Source organism: Vibrio sp. SCSIO 43086 (assembly GCF_051132235.1).
Lineage (GTDB): Bacteria > Pseudomonadota > Gammaproteobacteria > Enterobacterales > Vibrionaceae > Vibrio > Vibrio diabolicus.
This window is the reverse complement of record NZ_CP072677.1, coordinates 732,377-754,870: the sequence shown is the minus strand read 5'-3', so window position 1 is coordinate 754,870 and position 22,494 is coordinate 732,377. Positions and strand designations below refer to the sequence as shown.

The 22,494-nt window shown below is 45.6% G+C and carries 17 protein-coding genes; 4 read left to right on the top strand and 13 right to left on the bottom strand.

From position 1 onward, the window contains the following. Positions 1–135: 135 nt before the first annotated feature. From ribBA to J8Z23_RS03405, 10 genes are all read right to left on the bottom strand, one after another. Positions 136–1,245 (bottom strand): bifunctional 3,4-dihydroxy-2-butanone-4-phosphate synthase/GTP cyclohydrolase II, encoded by a 1,110-nt coding sequence (gene ribBA / locus J8Z23_RS03450; protein WP_005381573.1) that lies wholly within the window; start codon positions 1,243–1,245, stop codon positions 136–138. A gap of 173 nt (positions 1,246–1,418) precedes the next feature. Further along, positions 1,419–2,072, bottom strand: a complete 654-nt coding sequence (locus J8Z23_RS03445) for a riboflavin synthase (RefSeq protein WP_005381574.1) — start codon at positions 2,070–2,072, stop codon at positions 1,419–1,421. A gap of 8 nt (positions 2,073–2,080) precedes the next feature. Then, positions 2,081–3,208, bottom strand: a complete 1,128-nt coding sequence (gene ribD / locus J8Z23_RS03440) for a bifunctional diaminohydroxyphosphoribosylaminopyrimidine deaminase/5-amino-6-(5-phosphoribosylamino)uracil reductase RibD (protein ID WP_167426834.1) — start codon at positions 3,206–3,208, stop codon at positions 2,081–2,083. Between the two features lie 7 nt (positions 3,209–3,215). Next, complete coding sequence (nrdR, locus tag J8Z23_RS03435; protein ID WP_005381578.1) at positions 3,216–3,665, bottom strand: transcriptional regulator NrdR; 450 nt, start codon at positions 3,663–3,665, stop codon at positions 3,216–3,218. A gap of 206 nt (positions 3,666–3,871) precedes the next feature. Further along, the gene (locus tag J8Z23_RS03430) at positions 3,872–5,122 is read right to left on the bottom strand and encodes a glutamate-5-semialdehyde dehydrogenase (protein WP_395185615.1); all 1,251 of its coding nucleotides are present in this window, start codon (positions 5,120–5,122) and stop codon (positions 3,872–3,874) included. A gap of 17 nt (positions 5,123–5,139) precedes the next feature. After that, the gene (gene proB, locus J8Z23_RS03425) at positions 5,140–6,279 is read right to left on the bottom strand and encodes a glutamate 5-kinase (RefSeq protein ID WP_145474374.1); all 1,140 of its coding nucleotides are present in this window, start codon (positions 6,277–6,279) and stop codon (positions 5,140–5,142) included. A gap of 121 nt (positions 6,280–6,400) precedes the next feature. Further along, positions 6,401–6,790 (bottom strand): sigma factor-binding protein Crl, encoded by a 390-nt coding sequence (crl, locus tag J8Z23_RS03420; protein WP_005391414.1) that lies wholly within the window; start codon positions 6,788–6,790, stop codon positions 6,401–6,403. 115 nt (positions 6,791–6,905) lie between these two features. Continuing rightward, positions 6,906–8,153, bottom strand: a complete 1,248-nt coding sequence (gene frsA / locus J8Z23_RS03415; RefSeq protein WP_005391416.1) for an esterase FrsA — start codon at positions 8,151–8,153, stop codon at positions 6,906–6,908. A gap of 91 nt (positions 8,154–8,244) precedes the next feature. Next, positions 8,245–8,709: an oxytetracycline resistance phosphoribosyltransferase domain-containing protein Tet(34) gene (tet(34), locus tag J8Z23_RS03410; RefSeq protein ID WP_005391418.1), complete on the bottom strand. Its 465-nt coding sequence runs from the start codon at positions 8,707–8,709 to the stop codon at positions 8,245–8,247. 265 nt (positions 8,710–8,974) lie between these two features. Beyond that, complete coding sequence (locus J8Z23_RS03405; RefSeq protein ID WP_006741838.1) at positions 8,975–10,264, bottom strand: NCS2 family permease; 1,290 nt, start codon at positions 10,262–10,264, stop codon at positions 8,975–8,977. A 1,025-nt stretch (positions 10,265–11,289) separates the two neighbouring features. Here J8Z23_RS03405 and J8Z23_RS03400 point away from each other — a divergent pair. Beyond that, complete coding sequence (locus tag J8Z23_RS03400) at positions 11,290–12,762, top strand: aminoacyl-histidine dipeptidase (protein ID WP_434634984.1); 1,473 nt, start codon at positions 11,290–11,292, stop codon at positions 12,760–12,762. Between the two features lie 62 nt (positions 12,763–12,824). Here the strand turns inward: J8Z23_RS03400 and J8Z23_RS03395 are convergent, their stop codons facing one another. Beyond that, complete coding sequence (locus J8Z23_RS03395; RefSeq protein WP_047010162.1) at positions 12,825–13,364, bottom strand: DUF3332 domain-containing protein; 540 nt, start codon at positions 13,362–13,364, stop codon at positions 12,825–12,827. Between the two features lie 329 nt (positions 13,365–13,693). On the opposite strand from J8Z23_RS03395, the gene J8Z23_RS03390 reads away from it, so the two are divergent. The 3 genes from J8Z23_RS03390 (at position 13,694) to J8Z23_RS03380 (ending at position 17,771) form a co-directional block, all read left to right on the top strand. Then, the gene (locus tag J8Z23_RS03390; RefSeq protein ID WP_434634981.1) at positions 13,694–14,761 is read left to right on the top strand and encodes a succinylglutamate desuccinylase/aspartoacylase family protein; all 1,068 of its coding nucleotides are present in this window, start codon (positions 13,694–13,696) and stop codon (positions 14,759–14,761) included. 264 nt (positions 14,762–15,025) lie between these two features. Next, positions 15,026–17,212: a TonB-dependent receptor domain-containing protein gene (locus J8Z23_RS03385; protein ID WP_434634978.1), complete on the top strand. Its 2,187-nt coding sequence runs from the start codon at positions 15,026–15,028 to the stop codon at positions 17,210–17,212. 118 nt (positions 17,213–17,330) lie between these two features. Further along, positions 17,331–17,771 carry a DNA-directed RNA polymerase subunit beta gene (locus J8Z23_RS03380; protein ID WP_434634975.1) on the top strand — a complete coding sequence of 147 codons (441 nt, stop codon included), beginning with the start codon at positions 17,331–17,333 and terminating at the stop codon, positions 17,769–17,771. A gap of 90 nt (positions 17,772–17,861) precedes the next feature. On the opposite strand, the gene J8Z23_RS03375 is transcribed toward J8Z23_RS03380, so the two are convergent. Together J8Z23_RS03375 and purL are read right to left on the bottom strand one after the other, a co-directional pair. Next, positions 17,862–18,170: a DUF3622 domain-containing protein gene (locus J8Z23_RS03375; RefSeq protein WP_258647268.1), complete on the bottom strand. Its 309-nt coding sequence runs from the start codon at positions 18,168–18,170 to the stop codon at positions 17,862–17,864. Between the two features lie 295 nt (positions 18,171–18,465). Beyond that, positions 18,466–22,359, bottom strand: a complete 3,894-nt coding sequence (gene purL / locus J8Z23_RS03370) for a phosphoribosylformylglycinamidine synthase (protein WP_434635286.1) — start codon at positions 22,357–22,359, stop codon at positions 18,466–18,468. Positions 22,360–22,494 lie beyond the last annotated feature (135 nt).

Here is a 22,494-nt window from a genome sequence, read left to right as displayed (position 1 = left end):
TGTTCATCAAGTGAGAATCGCCGGATTCTAGCACAAATTTGTGAGCAATATCTAATGGAAATTGGAGGCAAATCACCGGTTCCTAGCCATTGACGAGTTAAGCACGTAAAAGACTAGGAACTTATTGTTCGGTTGTTACTCGCAGACGTACTCAACCACGTTCAGACCAAAACCACCTAATGCGTGGTACTTTTTGTTGGTCGATGACAGAAGGCGCATATCATGTACACCGAGATCCGCAAGAATCTGTGACCCCACACCAACACGGCGAGACGTGCCTTGTTTTTTAGCAAGCGTTGGTGCTTCACCTTTGTCTTGCGCTTCAAACATCTTCACGCGATGAATAAGTAGATCGGTCGATTCTTCATGGCCAAGAACAACCAGCACACCGCCTTCTTCACCAATGCGTTTCATTGCCTTATCTAGTGTCCAGCTGCGCTCTGCATTACGATCGCTACGTAGTAAGTCGGTAAAAACGTCTTGAAGATGTACGCGAACCAGTGGCGCTTTTTCTTTCAAATCGCCCTTGCACATTGCGTAGTGCACTTGGTTATCAATGGTGTCCTTGTACGTGACTAACGTGAACTCGCCAAACTCTGTCGGTAACTTGCACTCTGCCACACGTTCAATCGTTGTCTCAGTGTTATTGCGGTACTCAATTAGGTCGGCAATAGTGCCCAATTTAATACCGTGCTTCTCTGCAAAGATCTCTAGATCAGGGCGACGAGCCATGGTGCCGTCGTCATTTAAGATCTCAACAATCACCGATGCAGGCTCTAAACCAGCAAGGCGAGCCAAATCACAGCCAGCTTCAGTGTGACCAGCGCGAGTCAGTACGCCGCCATCTTGGGCCGCGAGCGGGAAGATATGACCAGGCTGCACCAAATCCGCAGCTTTGGCGTTTGGCGCGACTGCCGCTTGAACCGTACGTGCGCGATCCGCGGCTGAAATACCCGTCGTTACCCCTTCTGCCGCCTCAATCGAAACAGTAAAGTTGGTTGTGTATTGCGCATTATTGTCTTGCACCATTGGTGGCAGACCTAGGCTTTCGCAACGATCTTTGGTCATGGTTAAACAAATCAGGCCACGGCCATAGGTTGCCATAAAGTTGATGGCTTCCGGCGTAATATGCTCGGCAGCCATGATCAAGTCACCTTCATTCTCGCGGTCTTCATCATCCATTAGGATGACCATTTTGCCTGCGCGAATATCATCAATAATTTCTTGTGGCGTACTGATTGGCATAGTCTGTTTTCCCGTTATTCTAAATTTATTATTGCGGCAGCAATGAAAAAATCATGTTGCAGTGAATGCTGGTGAGGTCAATAGTTTGAGCTTTGCACCAAGCAAGTCAATGAATCTCGCGGTGTTCTGTGAGTCTGCTCTTTATCGCATGCCTCACGCAGCCACTCCCAGACTTATGCAAAACCGTTTTGCTGTAAAAAGTCCATCGTGATACGAGACTCGGCCTTATCTTCTTGCTGTCCTTGCAGTAAACGCTCCATATAACGCGCAAGTACATCAACTTCTAAGTTGACTTTGCGCCCCACTTGAAACTGGTCAATCGTAGTTTCTTCACTCGTATGAGGAACGATCGTCAGTTTAAAAGCATTTTTACGTAAGTCGTTGACGGTTAGGCTAATACCATCAACAGTAATCGAGCCTTTCTCTGCGACGTACTTGCTAATTTCCGCTGGCATTGCAACCCAAAACTCTATCGCACGGCCAACTGAATTGCGTTCGACAATTTCACCAACCCCATCGACATGGCCTGAAACGATATGTCCACCCAATCGCGTTGTTGGTAACATGGCTTTTTCTAGATTCACCTTATCGCCCACTTGGTATTCAGCAAACCCAGTTTTCTTCAAGGTTTCTAATGACAGATCAGCACTGTAATAGTGGCTTCCGAAGTCAACTACCGTTAAGCAAACACCATTGGTCGCGATGCTATCGCCTAACTTAACGTCTGACATATCAAGCGTACCAGTTTCAACCGTGACGGTGATATCTTCGCCCTTCGGCGTAATCGCAGCTAACTTGCCAACTGCTTCTACTATTCCTGTAAACATACTATTTCTTATCTAAGTTCATTACGTTTGATGGTGGCGGTGATGCGAATGTCTACCCCGACCATACGAACGTCTGTAATGTTTAAATCAATGACGTCAGCCATAGCGCTTAATCCTAAAGCACCGATAAGCCCCCGACCATCGCTGCCCATGAGTTTTGGCGCAAGGTAAACAATGAGCTCATCTACAAGATTAGCCTTTATCATCGCACTCGCTAGCGTGGCTCCAGCTTCAACCCATAAGTGATTGATGTGGTGCTCATCCGAGATACGTTTTAATGTTGTTGATAAGTCAATTTGGTCAGCGCTGTCCAATAGAGGGATACAGTCTCCATCTGGGCTAACAATAACTCGCTCTCCATCGGTGTGGAACAGCTTGAGCGCATCCGTTAAATGGTTCTGACGGTCTAAGATTACACGTACTGGTTGACGAAGTTCTTCTCGTAAATACTGCGCTTGAACACTGGTAGGTAAGTCATCCCAACGCACATTGAGTGATGCATTATCATCAATCACCGTTTTGCTGGTAGAGAGAATGCCACCACTCATAGCTCGATAACGCTGTACATCTTGGCGGGCCGCTGGGGAGGTGATCCATTGGCTCTGCCCATTACTGAGCGCGCTTTGCCCATCCAAGCTGGCTGCCATTTTTAATTGAACAAACGGCATGCCTGTACGCATGTACTTTATAAAACCAGGGTTAAGGGCAAGGGCATCTTGCTCTAACAAGCCGATTTGTACTTCAACTCCGGCATCACGCAACATCTGGATACCCCGCCCCGCAACTTTAGGGTTTGGGTCTACCATTGCGCAAACCACACGTGCCACTTTGGCTTTGATTAGCCCTTCAGCACATGGCGGCGTACGGCCGTAATGAGAGCAAGGTTCGAGCGTCACATAAGCGGTTGCACCAACTGCTTTTTCACCCGCCATGCGCATCGCGTGCACTTCGGCATGCGGCTCACCAGCGCGGTGGTGATAGCCCTCACCAACAATTTCTTCATCACGAACGATGACGCACCCCACATTTGGATTTGGGGCGGTGGTATAAATGCCACGTCTCGCTAATTTAATAGCTCGTGACATCATGGCGAAATCTAAATCAGAAAACGCTCTTTCAGGAGTGTGTTGAGTCATGAGCTACTCAGTCTTCTAGGCGGGCAATCTCTTCGCCAAACTCGCGAATGTCTTCAAAGCTGCGGTAAACTGAGGCGAAACGGATATAAGCGACCTTGTCGAGCTCTTTGAGTTGGTCCATAACTAAATTACCAATCATTTCACTCGGAACCTCTCGTTCACCCGTCGCACGCAGTTGTGATTTGATCATGCTGATCGCTAACTCTATAGAATCGGCACTCACTGGGCGTTTCTCTAATGCGCGCTGAATACCGCCAACCATTTTATCTTCATCAAATGGTTCACGGTTGCCATTCGATTTGATCACTTTAGGCATCACTAACTCTGCGCTTTCAAACGTAGTAAAACGCTCGCTACACGCCAAGCACTGACGGCGACGTCGAACTTGATGGCCATCAGCCACTAATCGGGAATCAATAACTTTGGTATCGTTCTCGGAACAAAAAGGACAATGCATATCACCTCCATATCTATACCAAAATAACCTCATGAGCAATCACGAATAACCACACGTTCATGGTTATACGGACTCTATTAAAGCTATTTGGGTATAACGCTTTCAAACCGAAATAAAAGCTCATGTAGTGTAGCGGAATTGGTATGTTAGACAAAACAAAAAGGGGCCCAAAGGCCCCTTTTTCACTCAAGATCTCGTTGAATGTGTTAACTGCGTGCTAAGTAATTCGCTTTACCAACCCACTTGTAGCTAGTTAGCTCTTCTAAGCCCATTGGACCACGGGCATGTAGCTTTTGCGTGGATACTGCGACTTCTGCGCCAAGGCCAAATTGCGCACCGTCTGTAAAGCGCGTTGAAGCATTCACATAAACCGCCGCCGAACCGACAGAATTGATGAACAGTTCTGAGTTTTCCAAACTATTGGTCATGATCGCATCTGAGTGGCTCGCGTTATGAACACGCATATGATCAATTGCATCTTTCACATCAGACACAACTTTTACACCAAAGGTGTAGCTCAACCATTCCGTATCAAAGTCACCTTCAACAGCATCGCGAACTTGTTTCGCTTGCTCCATGAGTTCTTTTGCTTTTGGCTCTGCCACGAACGTCACTTTATCGTTCATGCGCTCTACGATCATTGGTAGGAATTGTGCTGCAATTTTTTCATGCACGAGCAGCGTATCTAGTGAGTTACACGCAGATGGACGTTGAACTTTAGAGTTCTCAACCACATTCAGGGATTTCTCTAGATCAGCGGATTCGTCGACAAAGATATGGCTAATACCAAAGCCGCCAATAATCACCGGAATCGTGCTGTTTTCTTTACACATTTTGTGTAGGCCAGCACCACCGCGTGGAATGATCATGTCGACGTAATCGTCCAGTTTAAGCAGTTGAGAGACTAGCTCACGATCTGGCTTTTCAATGTACTGAACCGAAGCGGCAGGAAGGTTCGCCTTTGCTAGCGCAGACTGAATAACCTTTACCAATTCCATATTCGAGAAAAATGTCTCTTTGCCACCACGCAAAATGCTTGCGTTGCCGGTTTTCAAGCACAGCGCCGCAATATCAATAGTCACGTTAGGACGCGCTTCATAAATTACGCCTACAACACCCAGTGGTACGCGGCGACGAGACAGTGACATCCCATTTTCCAGTACCTTACTGTCGATTTCGCTGCCCACAGGATCGTTCAAGCTAATGACGTTGCGAACATCATTCGCAATTGCAGTCAATCGTTCTTCATTCAGCAAAAGGCGATCAAGCAGTGCGTCGGTTAAACCCGCTTCACGGCCAAGTTCGATGTCTTTAGCGTTTGCCGCCAAAATAGCAACGGAGTTTGCTTCTAGCTCATCAGCAATGATGGCTAATGCTTGGTTCTTCTGCGCAGTTGACGCTGTCGCTAATTCGAAAGCTGCATCTTTAGCAGCTTTACCCATATTCGTTAAATCCACTTTGCTTCCCTCTAATTCTATTCCTGAATGACAACCAAATCATCGCGATGAATCACCTCAGAGCCATAATCATGACCCAAAATAGAGATGATATCTTTACTGTGCTTACCAGTAATTTTAGTTAGGTCATCACTTGAGTAGGCGCTAATGCCACGAGCCACCAACTTACCGTGAGAATTTGTTATACGCGCCACTTCGCCTCGTGCAAAGTCACCACTTACTTTGATTACCCCTTTAGCAAGTAAGCTACTGCCCTTACCGACCACTGCATTTACCGCACCATCATCAATAATGATGTCGCCCGATGCCGCAGGTCCCGCCAGAATCCAGCGTTTACGGTTTTCTAAAGCTTCAGCGCAAGGTAGGAAGCGTGTGCCTTGTGGCTCTGCGCTCAAAGAGTCAAAGATAACATTCGGTGCACTACCGGCAGCAATAATAACCTCGATACCAGCGCGGCGAGCGATGTCTGCGGCTTGCAGCTTCGTTGCCATACCGCCTGTACCCAATGTTGTACCACTTCCTCCTGCGATTTTACGCAGCGTATCGTCGATGGTTTTTACTTCCTTGATCAGCTCTGCGTTCGGGTCTTTACGAGGGTCAGCAGTAAACAGACCTTTTTGGTCAGTTAAAAGCAAGAGCTTATCTGCGCCACACAAAATGCCCACCAAAGCGGAAAGGTTGTCGTTATCGCCAACTTTAATCTCACTGGTCGCAACGGCATCATTTTCGTTTACGATAGGAATAATATCGTTCGCAACGAGCGCATTTATGGTGTCACGTGCGTTTAGGAATCGCTCGCGATCTTCTAAATCAGCACGAGTTAGTAGCATTTGGCCGATCTTGATGCCGTAAATACCAAACAAAGACTCCCATGTTTGAATCAAGCGACTTTGCCCCACCGCCGCAAGTAATTGTTTACTCGCCATCTCGTTGGGCAATGCGGGGTAACCAAGATGCTCACGGCCTGCTGCAATAGCACCAGACGAAACCATTACCACTGAATGGCCTTGTTTTTTAAGCTCAGCACACTGGCGCGCTAACTCAACCATGTGAGCACGGTCGAGTGCCAGAGTGCCGCCTGTCAGCACACTTGTACCCAGTTTCACAACGACAGTTTGTGGTTGTGAAACAACTGCATTTTGTTGATTCGTTGTCATGATGTCTTCTGAAGTGAAAAACAAATAAAGAGAGGATGTTTTAACAATCAAAGAGGGAATTAACAAGAGAAAAGGTGCGTTTTCGCACCTTTTTGTTTGGTATTAAATGAAAACAACCAAATTAAGCGAAATCGAAAGACTCCGTGTGATATTCGACTTCTAATTTGAAGTGTTCTTCTAAAGTATCAACCAGCTTTTGATGGAATGTGCTCTGCGTCAGATACACTTCCTCTACCGCTTTTTTAGGCAGGGCTTCAGATACCCATTGCCCTTCTTTGTTGTACTTGCCGATATGATATTTGGCAGTAAAGCCTCCTTCGATGGATTCTAAATCCATCCACCAGCCCCAAAATTCACGCTTCTCAGGCGATTTTTTGTCGTCTACACAAACAGATAGACAATCAAAATAATAGCGCCCTTCTTGCGATTGTGGTTCGCGCAGGTAAGGCCCTATCGCCTTCAACTTTGACATCAAGCGAAAGTGAGTCGGGCCCTGAGTCGTCTCTGACATATGAATCTCCGTTTTCATAGTTAAAAGTAAACACCCAAGAATGATTATTATTTTTAATTATCATGAGCTTATTTTTTGCTCAGATATATCACTTTTAACTAATTTAGGAGAATTGTCACCCTAATAATTCATCTTCTAGCCACTTTATGGCTAAATCGAGGGATTGCTCATATCCTTTTGTAATCGTTTTGGAACTGATTTTTTTCGCTCTGCCATACTGGCTAAACAGCGCGACGAGTTGGTTATCACTGTGTGGAGACACCGGATCGCCTTCAAGGCTCAAAGCTAAAATAGGTACTTTAGTTTTTCTACTGCTCAAGAAGCCCTGAACCTTCAATGACCAGGCCATCATCTGGCCCGCCATGCTATTAATATCAACCGCGCTTTTCCCTAAGCGAGAAGCCAACAGATCCAGATACATCTTCGGCATTTTTTGCAGCTTCTCAGGGGAAGTAAAAATATCATGTACGGGTGCGCCGAGGGCTACACAAGCTTTGATCTTCTCTTGCTCAACAAAAGAGAGTCGGATCATGGCATTACCACCAAAACGAAATCCAACTAACCCCACTTTGTGATGATCCACCCAAGGCAATGAATACAGCTCATTTAGTACCGCTTGGTGCAGACAGCTTGAGTTCTCAGTCAAAGGCCAGTGAGAACTGTGCCCCACCGAAGGCATGTCGACCGTCAACATTGCAATATCTCGCGGTGCAAGATGATTGCGAAACAAACGCCACATGTCGGTTTGTAACGTATCGAGACCAGCGCTCACCATCACCACAGGCAGTTGCTTGTCGGTTCTTGGCAAATGAAGGTTCGCGATGATTTTGCGATTTTGGTAAGGCACTTCAATTTGCTTGATGGTGTACTTGGTCTTCTCTGCGCCGTCAGAGTACGCTTTGTTTGCCAGCACTTGAGCCTGCAAGGCCAAATTATCATTCTTCAGATGTGGGTAGCCTGCGATACTAAAACACAAAGAAGCAGTGAAGAGTTCATCGGCGGCCTCCTCACCTTGCATTTCATTTGAACGCTTCTGATGCTCCATGCCGAGCTTAATCCACTCAAATGTCCAGTTGCCGTTGTGGTATCCCATTACGGTGTCTAACCAATCATCATTGGTTCGAGAGTGGGAAGAAGAAGCGATTTTAGAAAGCACACCTTCCATCTCTATCGGAGACAACCCTTGCCAAGCCCATTGCAAGCGGCGCAAATGACGATACCAAGCACGATCACCCTGCGCCTCTCGCTCATCAAGTATTTTTTGACTGGTCGGCATGTACTGGGTAAGCGCAGAGGTTTCTTTTGCTTGCTTATGTTTCACGAACAAAGTTTCGGAAAGATTTTTACTGACGTCTTCAGACATAGGAAGAACCTTAGGCTATTAGCATGAGTTGTTATGATAATAAAAAAAATGCCCCTATACAGGGGCATTTCTCAATATTCTTTAATAGCGTTTATTTTTGCTTGCGGTTTACAGGCTCAGCGTACTGGATTGACATATCCCAAGGTTGTTCAATCCAAGTGTCTTGCGCGATATCTACCACATAATCATCTAGCAACGCTTTGCCTGAAGGTTTTGCACACACAGCGATCATCTTCGCTTTTGGATACATCTCACGTAGTTTGCGCGCCGTATCACCACTGTCTACTAGGTCTTCAACGATTAGGTAACCTTCACCATCGCCTTCAGGTGCTTTTAGTACCGTCATATCGCGCTGATGATCATGGTCGTAGCTTGAAATACAGATTGTATCAACGTAACGAATACCCAGTTCACGAGCCAAGATAGCGCCAGGAACTAAACCACCGCGGCTTACCGCCCAAATCCCTTTCCATTGCTCAGCTGGCATTTGTTTTTCAGCCAGTTCACGGCAGTAAGTCTGCATTGCATCCCAAGTGATAATGAATTTTTTACTCATTGTAATAACCTAATAATTTGAAAATATGCATCCTCAAAATCTAGTGAACTCACTCAAAAGCGGAATGCTCACTGACCTCTCCAAAAACGTATGGAGATGAGGATTTCAAGCTGCGCAAACGATTATTCTACCGAAACACACCGCTAATACCAACGGTGATATCAAAATTCTCTGCCTATTCCGCAGAAAAACCGTCTTAAGTGAACAACGTGAAAAAAGAAAAAGCCAGCGTGAATAAATCCACACTGGCTTTTTGCTCGAGAAATTAACCGACGAGGTATTTGACGATGAAGATGGCAGACATCACCCACACACTCATCGACACCTCACGGCCCTTGCCGCTGAATAATTTGATCGCCGAGTACGCGATAAAGCCTAACGTAATACCCTCTGCAATCGAGAACGTTAACGGCATCACCAAACAAGTCACAACAACTGGTGATGCTTCCGTTAGGTCACGCCAATCAATGCTTACCAGCCCAGACAACATCAAAATCGCGACATAGAACAGAGCGCCGGATGTTGCATAAGCAGGGATCATTCCTGCTAGTGGTGAAAACAATAGAGCAAGTAGGAAGAGCACACCAACAACCACTGCTGTTAGACCAGTACGACCACCAGCCGCCACACCAGAAACACTCTCAATGTAAGATGTGGTGTTTGAGGTACCAAGTAGTGCACCTACTGACGTTGCCGTTGAGTCTGCAAGTAACGCTTTGTTTAAACGCGGGATGTTGCCATTCTCATCCGTGAGGCCTGCTTTTTGAGAAACGCCAACTAGCGTACCTGCGGTATCAAACAAATCGACAAATAGGAAAGCAAACACAACGGAAATCATGCCAACTTCAAACAAACCAGAGAAATCCAGTTGCATGAAAGTTGGTGCAATGCTTGGTGGCGTTGACATAATGCCGCTCCACTGCACATCACCAAATAGAAGGCCAAGCGCTGTAACACCAAGAATGGCGATCATCACCGCACCTTTCACACCACGGTGAACAAGCGCGATAGTAAGGAAGAAACCAATCGCAGCCAATACAGATGGCAATGATGTGATGTCTCCCATAGAAACTAATGTCGCGGGGTTATCAACGACGATGCCTGCATTTTTTAATGCGATAAATGCTAAGAAAAGACCGATACCGGCTGAAATACCAGTTCGAAGAGAATGCGGGATCGAGTTAATAATCCACTCACGGATCTTAAATATACTCAAAAGAATAAACAGCAGGCCTGAAACAAACACCGCCGCTAACGCAACTTGCCACGTATAGCCCATTCCCAACACAACAGAGTAAGTGAAAAATGCGTTCAGCCCCATTCCTGGTGCTTGTGCAATTGGGTAGTTGGCAACAAATCCCATGATGAAACAGCCGATAGCGGCCGCAAGACAAGTTGCAACAAAAATGGCACCACGGTCCATACCGGTATCCGACAGGATCGCTGGGTTTACAAAAATAATGTAAGCCATGGTTAGGAAGGTGGTAACACCTGCAATGATCTCAGTGCGCACATTTGTGCCATTGTCACTGAGCTTAAAAAGCCTCTCGAGCATGATCGAATCCTGTAAAGGTAAAAAGTAAACGGTTGCGTAATCGATTGGCGGGAATTATAAAGTTATCAAATAGCAAATTCTAGATAGAATCTTCACTCTAATGCGATTTTTTTCTTTGGATATGAAACCCATTCGCTAATTCTTAAAAGCAAAACAGAAAATATATTCTTATAAAACAACAACTAATAATTATTGCTCAGAACCCAACAACAGAATAAAAACTGAACAATGTACTAAACTTTCAAATAGAAACTGGGCGTTTTAAGCGTCATATCTAGGTGGATTTGACGGGGAAGTCGATAAAACTGAAGAACAGAGAATAGAACCCAGCCTTGATGGCAGAAAATGTGTCAGAAAGAAAAAGTGGAGATAAAAAAACGCCACCCAATTTGGGTGGCGGCGAATCATGTCAGCACTATCACTGAAAAAAAATTCCAATTTATAGGGGTGAACAAACTGTTCGAGTCACATGCTTTGACTTCACTTAGTAGCCAAAGCTTGTTGGGTATACAAAGTTGCCGGTGTAAACAGACTTGCTATTCCAGAACATTGTACTTGGTAAACCTTTCATAACTATCACCTTTTAAATCAATTAAACATTCGTTGATTTCTCGGTTCCTTGGAGGCGATAAAACGGACTCATCCTTTGAGCATTTCATTCTTCTCTCAGAAGCTGGTTACAAATATACCACCAAGAAATTTAATTACAAGGATTTTAGTGACTAGAATCACAAAAAATATATAAATTGACCTTCATCAAAGTTTAAATGTAATTAAATTACAGTTTTGTGAATTAAAAAATAAAGCCACTTTCAGAATGTATGATAAAGAACACATAGTGCCTGTTATTGTGTTCACAAACTGTGACAGTTCTGAGAGAAATCCTTGTGCACGCGACTACTCGTACTCCTTATCTGGTGGTATGCTAAACGGCAATTTGAAGGCCAAATCGTCTAGCATTTAATGCTATCTCGACAATATTTTTACGGTATATATTTGGCAAAGCACATCAAAAGGAGTCCTCCGTGTCTGAGTTCCATTCTGAGATCAGTACCTTATCACCTGCTCCACTTTGGCAGTTTTTCGATAAGATTTGTTCTATCCCTCACCCATCTAAACATGAAGAAGCATTAGCACAGTACATTATCAACTGGGCAACAGAGCAAGGCTTTGACGTTCGCCGTGATCCAACCGGTAACGTGTTCATCAAAAAGCCCGCGACACCTGGAATGGAAAATAAGAAAGCTGTTGTACTTCAAGCACACATCGACATGGTGCCGCAGAAAAACGAAGACACCGAACACGACTTCACCAAAGATCCAATCCAACCTTACATCAATGGCGAATGGGTAACGGCGAAAGGCACGACGCTTGGTGCAGATAACGGGATTGGTATGGCTTCTTGCCTTGCTGTATTGGCATCTAAAGACATTAAGCACGGCCCAATCGAAGTTCTGCTGACGATTGATGAAGAAGCAGGCATGACTGGCGCATTTGGTCTTGAGGCTGGTTGGTTAGAAGGTGAGATCCTTCTAAACACAGACTCTGAACAAGAAGGCGAAGTCTACATGGGTTGCGCCGGTGGTGTTGATGGCACCATGACTTTCGATATTTCTCGAGAAGCAACACCTGCAGGTTTCGTAACACGCCAACTGACGCTGAAAGGCCTAAAAGGTGGTCACTCAGGTTGTGACATTCACACAGGTCGCGGTAATGCCAACAAATTACTTGGTCGTTTCCTCGCCGGTCATGCGCAAGAGCTTGATTTACGTTTGGTAGAATTCCGTGGTGGTAGCTTACGTAATGCAATCCCTCGCGAAGCGTTTGTCACTGTCGCTCTTCCTGCTGAAAACCAAGACAAACTTTCAGAGTTGTTCGATCACTACACTGATCTGCTTAAAACTGAGCTGGGTAAAATCGAAACAGGTATCGTAACCTTTAATGAATTGCTTGCTAGTGACGCACAAGTATTTTCAATCGCCGCTCAGCAACGCTTCATTGCCGCACTTAACGCTTGTCCAAATGGTGTCATGCGCATGAGCGACGAAATTGAAGGTGTGGTCGAAACGTCACTGAACGTTGGCGTGATCACTACTGAAGAAAATAAAGTGACAGTTTTGTGTCTGATTCGCTCTTTGATTGACTCTGGCCGCAGCCAAGTTGAGAGTATGCTACGTTCAATTGCTGAATTAGCAGGCGCACAAATTCAGTTCTCAGGTGCTTACCCTGGCTGGAAGCCAGATGCAGATTCCGAGATCATGGCAATTTTCCGTGATATGTATGAAGGCATTTACGGTCATAAGCCGAACATCATGGTCATCCATGCTGGTCTTGAGTGTGGCCTATTTAAAGAACCATACCCACACATGGATATGGTTTCTTTCGGTCCAACAATAAAATTCCCTCACTCACCAGATGAGAAAGTGAAGATTGATACTGTTCAGTTGTACTGGGATCAGATGGTAGCGCTTCTAGAGGCAATTCCAGAGAAAGCGTAATTCAATCACGAAATACAACAAAGGGTGCTTTACGGCACCCTTTTTTGTTTGGCTGGACCAATTTACACGCGATTTTGCGTATAAGCAGCTAGCTCATCCATTGAGGTTTGTGCAACGACCTCGCCATCAATGTAGTAAGTGACAAACTCACCATCGCGCACACCCATGAGTGTCGCCTTCTCGCCGTTATTGTAAGTAATATCCATTTGAACAGTATTCTCATCGATTTGCTGCATTCGACCCTGCTCAATAACACGGTTATTCGCTAACGGTGCAATTGGCGCCGTCGTTAACGATTTATCTAACTGGTGGTTTACATCAATGTAAGTATCCATCTTTGTATCGAAGATATGTGGCTTACCATTTAAAGGGTTCTTACCCGTCCAAAACTCTAGAGAGTTAAATACGATGTAGTCCGCTGCGATTGCGACACCATAAACAGGTGCTAAAAGCATGTTTAGACCACCTCGAGCGTAACGGTTATCTACAGCTTTCAAGTTAAACCCCATGACATAACCTGTCACGGCATTACTGCCAACGCAACCTGAAAGTGAAACTGCTACAGCAGTCAATGCACCAATTTTAGCAATTGCCTTTTTCATCAAAACCTCTAGTTAGAAATGTTAGACCTCAAATTCGGCGCGGATATTATCGGATAAAAAGTAGGGTTAAAAGTCCGTTTTTTTGTCCCTCATTATCAGTATTATTTTTAATACAATCACATTTTTTAAGCCTATGATTGCTCTTCCTTCTGTACCTCTCGTTATGTATTAAACTGATAGAAAAGATCATATTGAAAACAAAAACTTCACACATGCTGAGGTTTCGCGCATGACGATTAAAGTAATTTGTCGTGTCCTTAATGAGAATGATTAGTGCGATTTTGCAGCAATTGTTACATTGCTGATAACGCATTTGACAGAGATGGTTTATGGCCAGAAGTAAAAAAAGCAAAGTGTTTGAGCTCTTAGGGCATCAAATACAACCAGGACAACGATTAGAGATCGAATTTGAAGCAGCGAAGCTATACACACATTCGCCTTTATCTATTCCTGTGGAAATCATCCATGGGAAACAAGAAGGGCCTGTGTTAATGGTGAATGCAGCTATCCATGGTGATGAGCTTAATGGCGTAGAAATCGTTCGTCAGATCATTAACCAACTGGATCCACAAAAGCTGAAAGGCACTGTCATTGCGGTACCTATTGTTAACGTGTTTGGTTTCATCCATAAATCACGTTACTTGCCCGATCGACGAGATCTCAACCGTTGTTTTCCTGGCAGTGAAAAAGGCGCGCTTGCGTCTCGAATGGCACACGGGTTCTTTAACAACATTGCCAAGCGTTGTAACTACATTTTGGATCTGCACACCGGGGCCATTCACCGCACGAACTTGCCACAGATTCGCGCAAACTTAAGCAACCCAGAAACTCTGCGTATTGCTCAGGCGTTTGCGACGCCAGTGATTGTTGACTCAGCATTGCGTGATGGCTCTTTGCGCAGTGAAGCGGAAAAATGTGACATCCCCGTGCTCACCTACGAGGCTGGCGAAGCATTGCGTTTTGATCCACTTTCGATCAGCGCTGGTGTACTCGGGGTTCGGCGTGTAATGCAAGCCATTGGCATGCTGCGCGCTAGCCGAAAAAAGCTGCCTGAGCCTATCATAGCGAAGTCTACCAGCTGGGTTCGTGCGTCAGGTAACGGTATTTTGCGTACTGTCGTTAATCTGGGAGACAAAGTGGAACAGGGTGAAACACTCGCCTATATCAGCTCTCCTCTCGGGCATGATGAGATAGAACTCAAAGCGCCAAAGCGTGGCTTGGTGATCGGTCAACAAACTTTGCCACTGGTTAATGAAGGCGATGCGATCTTCCACCTTGCTTACTTCAACCAAGGTGATGAATCGGTAGAACAAGCCGTTGAAAGTTACATTGAAGGACTGACCGAGTTCGATGTCGAGCCACTGACTACCGGACAGATCCCGTTAGAAACTCAGTAATTCCTACCAAGTACGCACTTGATTAGCTCGAAAGGAGCAACAGTGCTCGCACCATCTTGTTTAAAAGCCAATGAGCTCAGCGTCCATGATGCTGGGCTTTTTGTTTTCTGTAAGCTAACGATACTCATCGTAGTTTCCACGAATGGATAAAAAACTTTACAAGCCATCGCAAAAACACATTTGATAATTAATCTCATTATCATTTATTAATCGTAATAATGTTCTTATAATCCGAGCTTCATAAGAACACTATAAATCATCAATATGAAACGATTAAAAAGTCATCCATTCAAAGTAAATCTCATTTCACTGACTTTGCTCTTCCCTCTTTATTCATATGCCGAGACAACGCCAAATGAAGAGCTCGAAGTCATCGGTGTGCGTTATGCCAAACCCATCACCGTTGCTGAGCCTGCGCAAACCACCATTGATTGGTCAGAGATTGAAGAGCAACAGTACTCCAATTTTGCCTCAATGATCGATGCCGTTCCCGGCGCATCATTAGATGGCGGCGGCCGTTCCGGCGGCGAACGTATTAATATTCGTGGTTTTGATGATCCAAGTGATATCGCCGTATTTGTCGATGGCGCTCCAATTGGCTTTCAACAATACCGCTACGGAACTTTCTTTTTTGATCCGTTCTTGATTGGTGAAGCAGAAATCATCAAGGGCGCGCACAACTATCGAGCACTCAACGGAAAGTTTGGTGGCTCCATTCGCATTAAAACCAAAAGTGTCGATGATCTCCTTTACGGCGACAGAAACTTTGGTGCTCGCATCTCAAGTGCATACAACACCAACGGCAATGAGAATGCCTACACGCTAACACTCTATGGTAAAAACGATACTGGTTTTTATTTTCTAGCGAATGGCTCGGTAAAAGATTCTGATGACATTAAAGTCGGTGGTGGTGACACGCTGGATTACTCAGGTTATGAGCAAGAAAACATGCTCGTAAAAGTCGGTTATGAAAACAACGATCACGAATTTGAAATTAGCCACACTCGCTACAAAGATGAAGGTCGTAAACCTTGGGCTAACCGCCGCGGAAAAATGCCTAACATCACTGAGTACAACATCAAGAAATACGGATCATTAGAAAAAGCCAAATACGCATACACCGTCGATAATAAATACACGGATAACACCACGACTATCTCTTACCACTACATGCCGACTAACCCGTATATTGATTTCAATATCAAAATGGCACGTTCTGAAAACGATCGTCACTGGGTTCGCCCTGACGTGGCATTCGAGAAAATGTTCGTTTCTGTTGGCAGTTACGGTCACGAGTCTTGGCTGAGTTACGAGCGTGACTACGTTGATGTGTTTAACCAAGCGCAGTTCGGAGACCACACTCTAGTCACTGGGCTTCAATATCAAAAAACCGATAGAGACTCGTTAGTATTCAACGCATCATACGACAGTAATGAAGCCAAAAACTACGGTTGGTACACCCCTTACTACGAACCATCTGGCACGCAGTCAATTTATGCCGCTTACATTGCTGATCACTATCAAGCAACAGACCGCCTAACAATCACACCTTCTCTGCGTTACGAATACATCAAGAGTGAAGGAAAAGGGAACGCAGCGCCGGATTATAATGATCCAGCTGCCGGACATGACTACGGTGAAACGACGCATAAAGGCTTTAGCCCACGTTTGGATATCGACTTTGATGCGACCAATAATACGCGTTTAAACGCCTCCTACGCCTACGCTTTAAAAGCACCAACCGTTGATAACATCTACTCAGTGCAATATGCGCGAGCTACCGCTACGGCTACTGCTTTGAATCTGGACGTGTCTCGTATCCATGCTTATCAAGCAAGCGTTATCAACTTAACGGAAGGGCTAGTGAACTCTCGCGATAACCTCGCAACAGAGTTAACTATGTTCTATAACGATGTTAGCGACACAGTTGATATACGAACGGGCGAAAACCTCGACAAAAATACAACTGAGTTACAAAGCTGGAATACAAACCTAGATGGCTTTAAAAACTACGGCTTTGAGCTAATTTCACAATACCGGATTGAAGATTTCTACAGTAATTTCTCAGCAAGTTACATTCGCGGCAAAAACAAAGGTAGCCTATCTGACTCTACAGGTTCAGATGATGATCATCCTGATGTACCGCCATTAAACATTAATCTGGGTTTAGGTTACGAATGGATTCCTGGTTTACGTACTGGCTGGGAAGTCCGTTGGTATGATGCGCAAACCAAAACCAAGGCAAGCGGTAACAATTTAAAAGTGAAATCGCCAAGTGAGCAATACACGCTACAAAACGCTTACGTGGTTTGGGAAATACAACAAGTCGAAGGCTTGAGCGTTGGCGCGGTTGTGAAAAACTTAACTGATCGTTACTACGAAGCATACCTGTCTAATGGCGTGCCTTCGCCTGGTCGCGAAGTCAAACTGCACCTCACTTATCAATACTAACCATACCTAAAAGATGCAGGGCAGACATTAACTGCCCTGTTATATCGTATCCAATGGCCATAATTGCACGCCGTTTTATTTATCAGTATTATCATTTCCTTTTGCTTGCATACACATTATGAACAATCTAAAAACACGGCTTCTTCTGATTTGCCTCTTCCCTGTAGGTAGCCTAGCGCAAGCTTCTGAGAACATTGCAGACTACTTACAAGAACAAAGCAGGCACCAAGTTTCAGAAGATTTTTACGCACAGCCAACAGCAAATAACTTGAATCTAGATGCAAAAACTAACTCTTTAACTTGGCACGAAGATGGTAAGCAGGATCACTGCCGTTACGCCAAGCAGCCCAAAGACGTCGCAACACATTTCGACTACGGTGAAGCAAACGATCTATCTGACGGCTTACAACACTTTGATTTACCAGAGAGACATTCTGCAAAGGTCAAATCAACACATCGCACTTATGCTAATAACCCTCACCTTCTTCCTGGCAATAAACAATTTGCAGCCCCTGAAGACGGTACGTTTAGCCTGTCCGTATCGTCGGATTGTTTTTAAGTCGATACAATAAAAAATGCCCTGAGACAAAGCTCAGGGCATTTTCACTTTTTGTTTGATGGGTGACGTAACCATCTCACCGACTTGAATCTATTCTTCGTCAGCGTCTACTTCAGCGTCACGTGCTTTGCGGGCTTCTTCTTTACGAACTTTTGCCGCTAGTTGTTCTGCTTCACGGTCTTGACGTTGCGCTGCTTTACGCTCGTTACGAACCACTTGGTTTTGGATAAAACCAGCCAGTTCTTGTTCAGCCCAAGCTTGTGCTTTCTCTTCGCTGTCAAAGCCAGTTTCACGCTTTGATACTACAGTCTTACGAGATGTCACTTGGCGAGTGATTTCTGCGCTCCAGCCGTTACGTTTTTCAGTGACGCGGATAGCAAATTTTGGATTCTTAGACATTTCTTTCATTTCCTAAGGGATTTAGGGATCAATCAGGGATTCGGTCAACTTGATAACTCCATCTAAGCTGAGCTGTTTAACACCATCCCTTGGTAAGCGCGGTATTAGAGCATAAAAGTAATCTAAACGCTGCAAGTTTTTTATGCGAGATAATAGATGACAAAGAAGAGACAGAACAAAGCAACGTTTCGCCTAGTCACGAGAAAGAGCGACGAAGAAAAAAGAGTGATAAGAAAAAAGAAAGCGCTGGTCTCTCAACCAACGCTTTACTTAAGCTAGATTAACCTTTGGTTAATTAACCGATATTCTTACGGGCATTTTGGAACATACGCATCCAAGCGCCATTTTCACCCCAACCTTCCGGAGCCCAAGAGTTTGCAACTGTGCGGAATACGCGCTCTGGGTGAGGCATCATGATAGTTACGCGACCGTCTGCTGTTGTTAAACCGGTAATCGCGTTTGGCGAACCGTTCGGGTTGTTCGGGTATTGTTGTGTTGGGTTGCCGAGGTTATCCACGTAACGAACCGCAACCGTACCTGATGCCTCGATCGCTGCTAGGTGCTCTGCATCACGTACTTCTACACGCCCTTCTCCGTGGGAAACCGCGATTGGCATGCGCGAACCTGCCATACCGTCAAAGAATACAGAATCAGATTTCTGCACTTCAACTAGGCTAAATCGCGCTTCAAAACGCTCAGATTCGTTGCGCACAAAACGTGGCCACAAGTCTGCACCCGGGATAAGTTCTTTCAGGTTTGATAGCATCTGACAACCGTTACATACACCTAAAGAGAACGTCTCTTCACGGTTGAAGAAGGCTTGGAACTGTTCACGAGCTTGTGCGTTAAACAGGATAGACTTAGCCCAGCCTTCACCCGCACCTAGTACGTCGCCGTAAGAGAAGCCACCACAAGCTACTAGGCCATGGTATTCATCCAGAACGGCTTGACCCGTTAGGATATCACTCATATGAATGTCGGTTGCTTCAAAACCTGCGCGGTCAAACGCTGCTGCCATTTCAACGTGGGAGTTAACACCCTGCTCACGTAGAATCGCCATCTTAGGTTTAGCACCTTTCGCAATGTACGGTGCTGCAACGTCTTCATTTACGTCGAAGCTGAGCTTAACGTTTAGACCCGGGTCAGAGTTGTCTTTCTTAGCTTCGTGCTCTTGGTCAGCACACGCTGGGTTATCACGTAGACCTTGCATCTTATGCGTTGTTTCAGCCCAGATAACGCGTAGTTCGGTACGTGAGCGTTCAAGCACAACTGCATCACCAGAAGAGATAATAAAGTCGTCTGAAGCGTTAACTGAACCAATCACATGTGAACATGCCTCTAAGCCGTTTGCCGCCAGAGTAGATAGAACTGAATCCAGATCATCATTCTTAACTTGAACAACCGCACCTAGCTCTTCGTTAAATAGAACGGCTAGCGCATCATCACCCAGCTCTGCGATGTTCGCTTTTACGCCACAGTGACCCGCGAACGCCATCTCAGCCAGTGTAACAAATAGACCGCCGTCGCCCTTATCGTGGTAAGCCACTAGCTTGTCATCACGTACTAACGCTTGCATTGCATCAAAGAAGCCTTTTAGCTGCTCAGCGTTATCTACGTCAGCAGGTTTGTCACCCAGCTGTTTGTATACTTGTGCCAATGCTGTCGCACCTAAGCGGTTTTTGCCGTTACCCAAGTCAACAAGAACTAGAGAAGTATCGCCTTTGTCAGTGCGTAGTTGTGGAGTCACGGTCTTACGTACGTCTTCCACACGACCAAATGCCGTGATAACTAGCGACAGTGGAGAAGTGACTTCTTTACTCTCGCCGTTCTCTTCCCACTTGGTTTTCATCGACATGGAGTCTTTACCAACTGGGATAGTCAAACCTAATGCAGGACAGAGCTCTTCACCCACCGCTTTGACTGCTTCATAAAGACCTGCATCTTCACCTGGGTGACCCGCTGGCGACATCCAGTTCGCAGACAGTTTAATGTGTTTAATATCACCGATGTCTGTTGCCGCAATGTTCGTTAGTGACTCACCAACCGCTAGGCGAGCCGATGCTCCAAAGTCTAGTAATGCCACTGGCGTGCGCTCACCCATCGACATTGCTTCGCCGTGGTAAGTGTCATAGCTTGCCGCTGTTACTGCACAGTTTGCTACTGGTACCTGCCAAGGGCCAACCATTTGATCACGAGCAACCAGACCCGTTACTGTTCGGTCACCGATAGTAATTAGGAATGTTTTTTCTGCAACCGCTGGAAGACGAAGTACGCGATCCACCGCTTCATTAAGCTCAATACCATCACGAACAATGGCAGGGCTTTCCACTTTTAGTGTGGTTGCGTCACGGTGCATCTTCGGTGGCTTACCAAGCAGGATATCCATTGGCATATCGATTGGTGTATTGTCGAAGTGAGAATCTTCTAGCGTTAGATGACGCTCTTCTGTCGCCACACCCACCACTGCATATGGTGCACGTTCACGCTTACAGATTGCGTCGAATGCTTCCATGTTTTCTGGCGCTACCGCAAGAACGTAACGTTCCTGTGATTCATTACACCAGATTTCCAGTGGGCTCATGCCCGGCTCATCGTTTGGTACATCGCGTAATTGGAACTTACCGCCACGCTCACCGTCGTCGACAAGTTCAGGCAATGCGTTAGAGATACCGCCCGCACCCACATCGTGGATAAATGCAATTGGATTGTCGTCGCCTAGCTGCCAACAACGGTCGATCACTTCCTGACAGCGACGCTCCATCTCTGGGTTTTCACGCTGTACTGACGCGAAGTCCAGATCTTCTGCTGACTGACCAGACGCCATTGAAGACGCCGCGCCACCACCAAGACCGATGTTCATTGCAGGACCACCAAGTACGATTAAGCTCGCACCCACTGGAATTTCTTTCTTCTGCACGTGTTTGTCACGAATGTTACCCATACCACCAGCAATCATGATTGGTTTGTGGTAACCACGGATTTCTTCACCCGCGTGAGAGGTCACTTTTTCTTCGTAAGTACGGAAGTAACCCAATAGATTTGGACGACCAAATTCATTGTTGAATGCCGCGCCGCCTAGAGGACCTTCAAGCATGATGTCTAGCGCGTTAACAATACGACCTGGCTTGCCAAAGTCGGTTTCCCATGGCTGTTCAAAACCAGGAATACGTAAGTTAGAGGTTGTAAAACCAACCAGACCCGCTTTTGGCTTACCACCGATACCCGTCGCGCCTTCGTCACGGATCTCACCGCCTGAACCAGTCGATGCGCCCGGCCATGGAGAGATTGCCGTTGGGTGGTTGTGCGTCTCTACCTTCATTAAGATGTGCGCATCTTCATGGTGGTAAGTGTATTGACGAGATTTAGGGTCTGGGAAGAAACGACCCGCTTTAGAGCCCGTCATAACGGCCGCGTTGTCTTTGTATGCAGACAGCACATAGTCAGGTGTCGTTTCGAACGTGTTTTTGATCATTTTGAACAAAGACTTAGGTTGATCTACCCCGTCGATAGTCCAATCTGCGTTAAAAATTTTGTGGCGACAGTGCTCTGAGTTCGCCTGAGCAAACATCATCAATTCAATGTCGTTTGGGTTACGCCCAAGCTTAGTAAAGTTCTCTACCAAGTAATCAATTTCATCTTCTGCGAGTGCCAAGCCAAGGGAAACGTTTGCTTCTTCAAGCGCAAGACGACCGCCCGCTAAGATATCAACATGCGCCACAGGCTTAGGCTCAGCGACTGTAAACAGCGCTGACGCAGCTTCAAATGCTGTAAATACCGTTTCCATCATGCGGTCATGAATTAACGCTTTGACAGCGCCAACTTGAGCTTCTGATAGAACAACTGAAGATTCGACATAATAAGCCGTACCGCGCTCTAGACGTTTCACTTTATCCAAGCCACAGTTAACAGCGATATCGGTAGATTTAGAAGACCAAGGCGAGATAGTGCCTGGACGAGGCGTAACAAGAAGTAGAAGACCTTCTGGCTCATGCTCTTCGATGGTTGGGCCGTAAGTTAGTAACTTTTCAAGTTTTTCTAACTCTTGGTCATCAAGGTCAGACTTTAGATTGGCAAAGTGCATAAACTCGGCATAAATGCCAGTTACAGGCAGATCTTGTTCACGACAAAGTTCCAGTAGTTTATTAACACGAAACTCAGAAAGAGCTGGGGAGCCACGCAAAATTCTCATGTGCTTAGGTCTCTTATGCAATTGATTAAGGTGATATTGGAATAAATTCAGACACTTAAAATAAGCCCTGTCGAACCTATGCCGATTCCACCTCGTCATTGCGAGCGCATTATATAGCAATTGTTTTTGTGATGT

What these genes read in the sequence shown, in the direction of transcription:
- ribBA (WP_005381573.1), bottom strand. Translation starts at nt 1,245, where the DNA reads ATGCCAATCAGTACGCCACAAGAAATTATTGATGATATTCGCGCAGGC.
- J8Z23_RS03445 (WP_005381574.1), bottom strand. Translation starts at nt 2,072, where the DNA reads ATGTTTACAGGAATAGTAGAAGCAGTTGGCAAGTTAGCTGCGATTACG.
- ribD (WP_167426834.1), bottom strand. Translation starts at nt 3,208, where the DNA reads ATGACTCAACACACTCCTGAAAGAGCGTTTTCTGATTTAGATTTCGCC.
- nrdR (WP_005381578.1), bottom strand. Translation starts at nt 3,665, where the DNA reads ATGCATTGTCCTTTTTGTTCCGAGAACGATACCAAAGTTATTGATTCC.
- proB (WP_145474374.1), bottom strand. Translation starts at nt 6,279, where the DNA reads ATGACAACGAATCAACAAAATGCAGTTGTTTCACAACCACAAACTGTC.
- crl (WP_005391414.1), bottom strand. Translation starts at nt 6,790, where the DNA reads ATGTCAGAGACGACTCAGGGCCCGACTCACTTTCGCTTGATGTCAAAG.
- frsA (WP_005391416.1), bottom strand. Translation starts at nt 8,153, where the DNA reads ATGTCTGAAGACGTCAGTAAAAATCTTTCCGAAACTTTGTTCGTGAAA.
- J8Z23_RS03405 (WP_006741838.1), bottom strand. Translation starts at nt 10,264, where the DNA reads ATGCTCGAGAGGCTTTTTAAGCTCAGTGACAATGGCACAAATGTGCGC.
- J8Z23_RS03395 (WP_047010162.1), bottom strand. Translation starts at nt 13,364, where the DNA reads ATGAAAAAGGCAATTGCTAAAATTGGTGCATTGACTGCTGTAGCAGTT.
- J8Z23_RS03390 (WP_434634981.1), top strand. Translation starts at nt 13,694, where the DNA reads ATGGCCAGAAGTAAAAAAAGCAAAGTGTTTGAGCTCTTAGGGCATCAA.
- J8Z23_RS03385 (WP_434634978.1), top strand. Translation starts at nt 15,026, where the DNA reads ATGAAACGATTAAAAAGTCATCCATTCAAAGTAAATCTCATTTCACTG.
- J8Z23_RS03380 (WP_434634975.1), top strand. Translation starts at nt 17,331, where the DNA reads ATGAACAATCTAAAAACACGGCTTCTTCTGATTTGCCTCTTCCCTGTA.
- J8Z23_RS03375 (WP_258647268.1), bottom strand. Translation starts at nt 18,170, where the DNA reads ATGTCTAAGAATCCAAAATTTGCTATCCGCGTCACTGAAAAACGTAAC.
- purL (WP_434635286.1), bottom strand. Translation starts at nt 22,359, where the DNA reads ATGAGAATTTTGCGTGGCTCCCCAGCTCTTTCTGAGTTTCGTGTTAAT.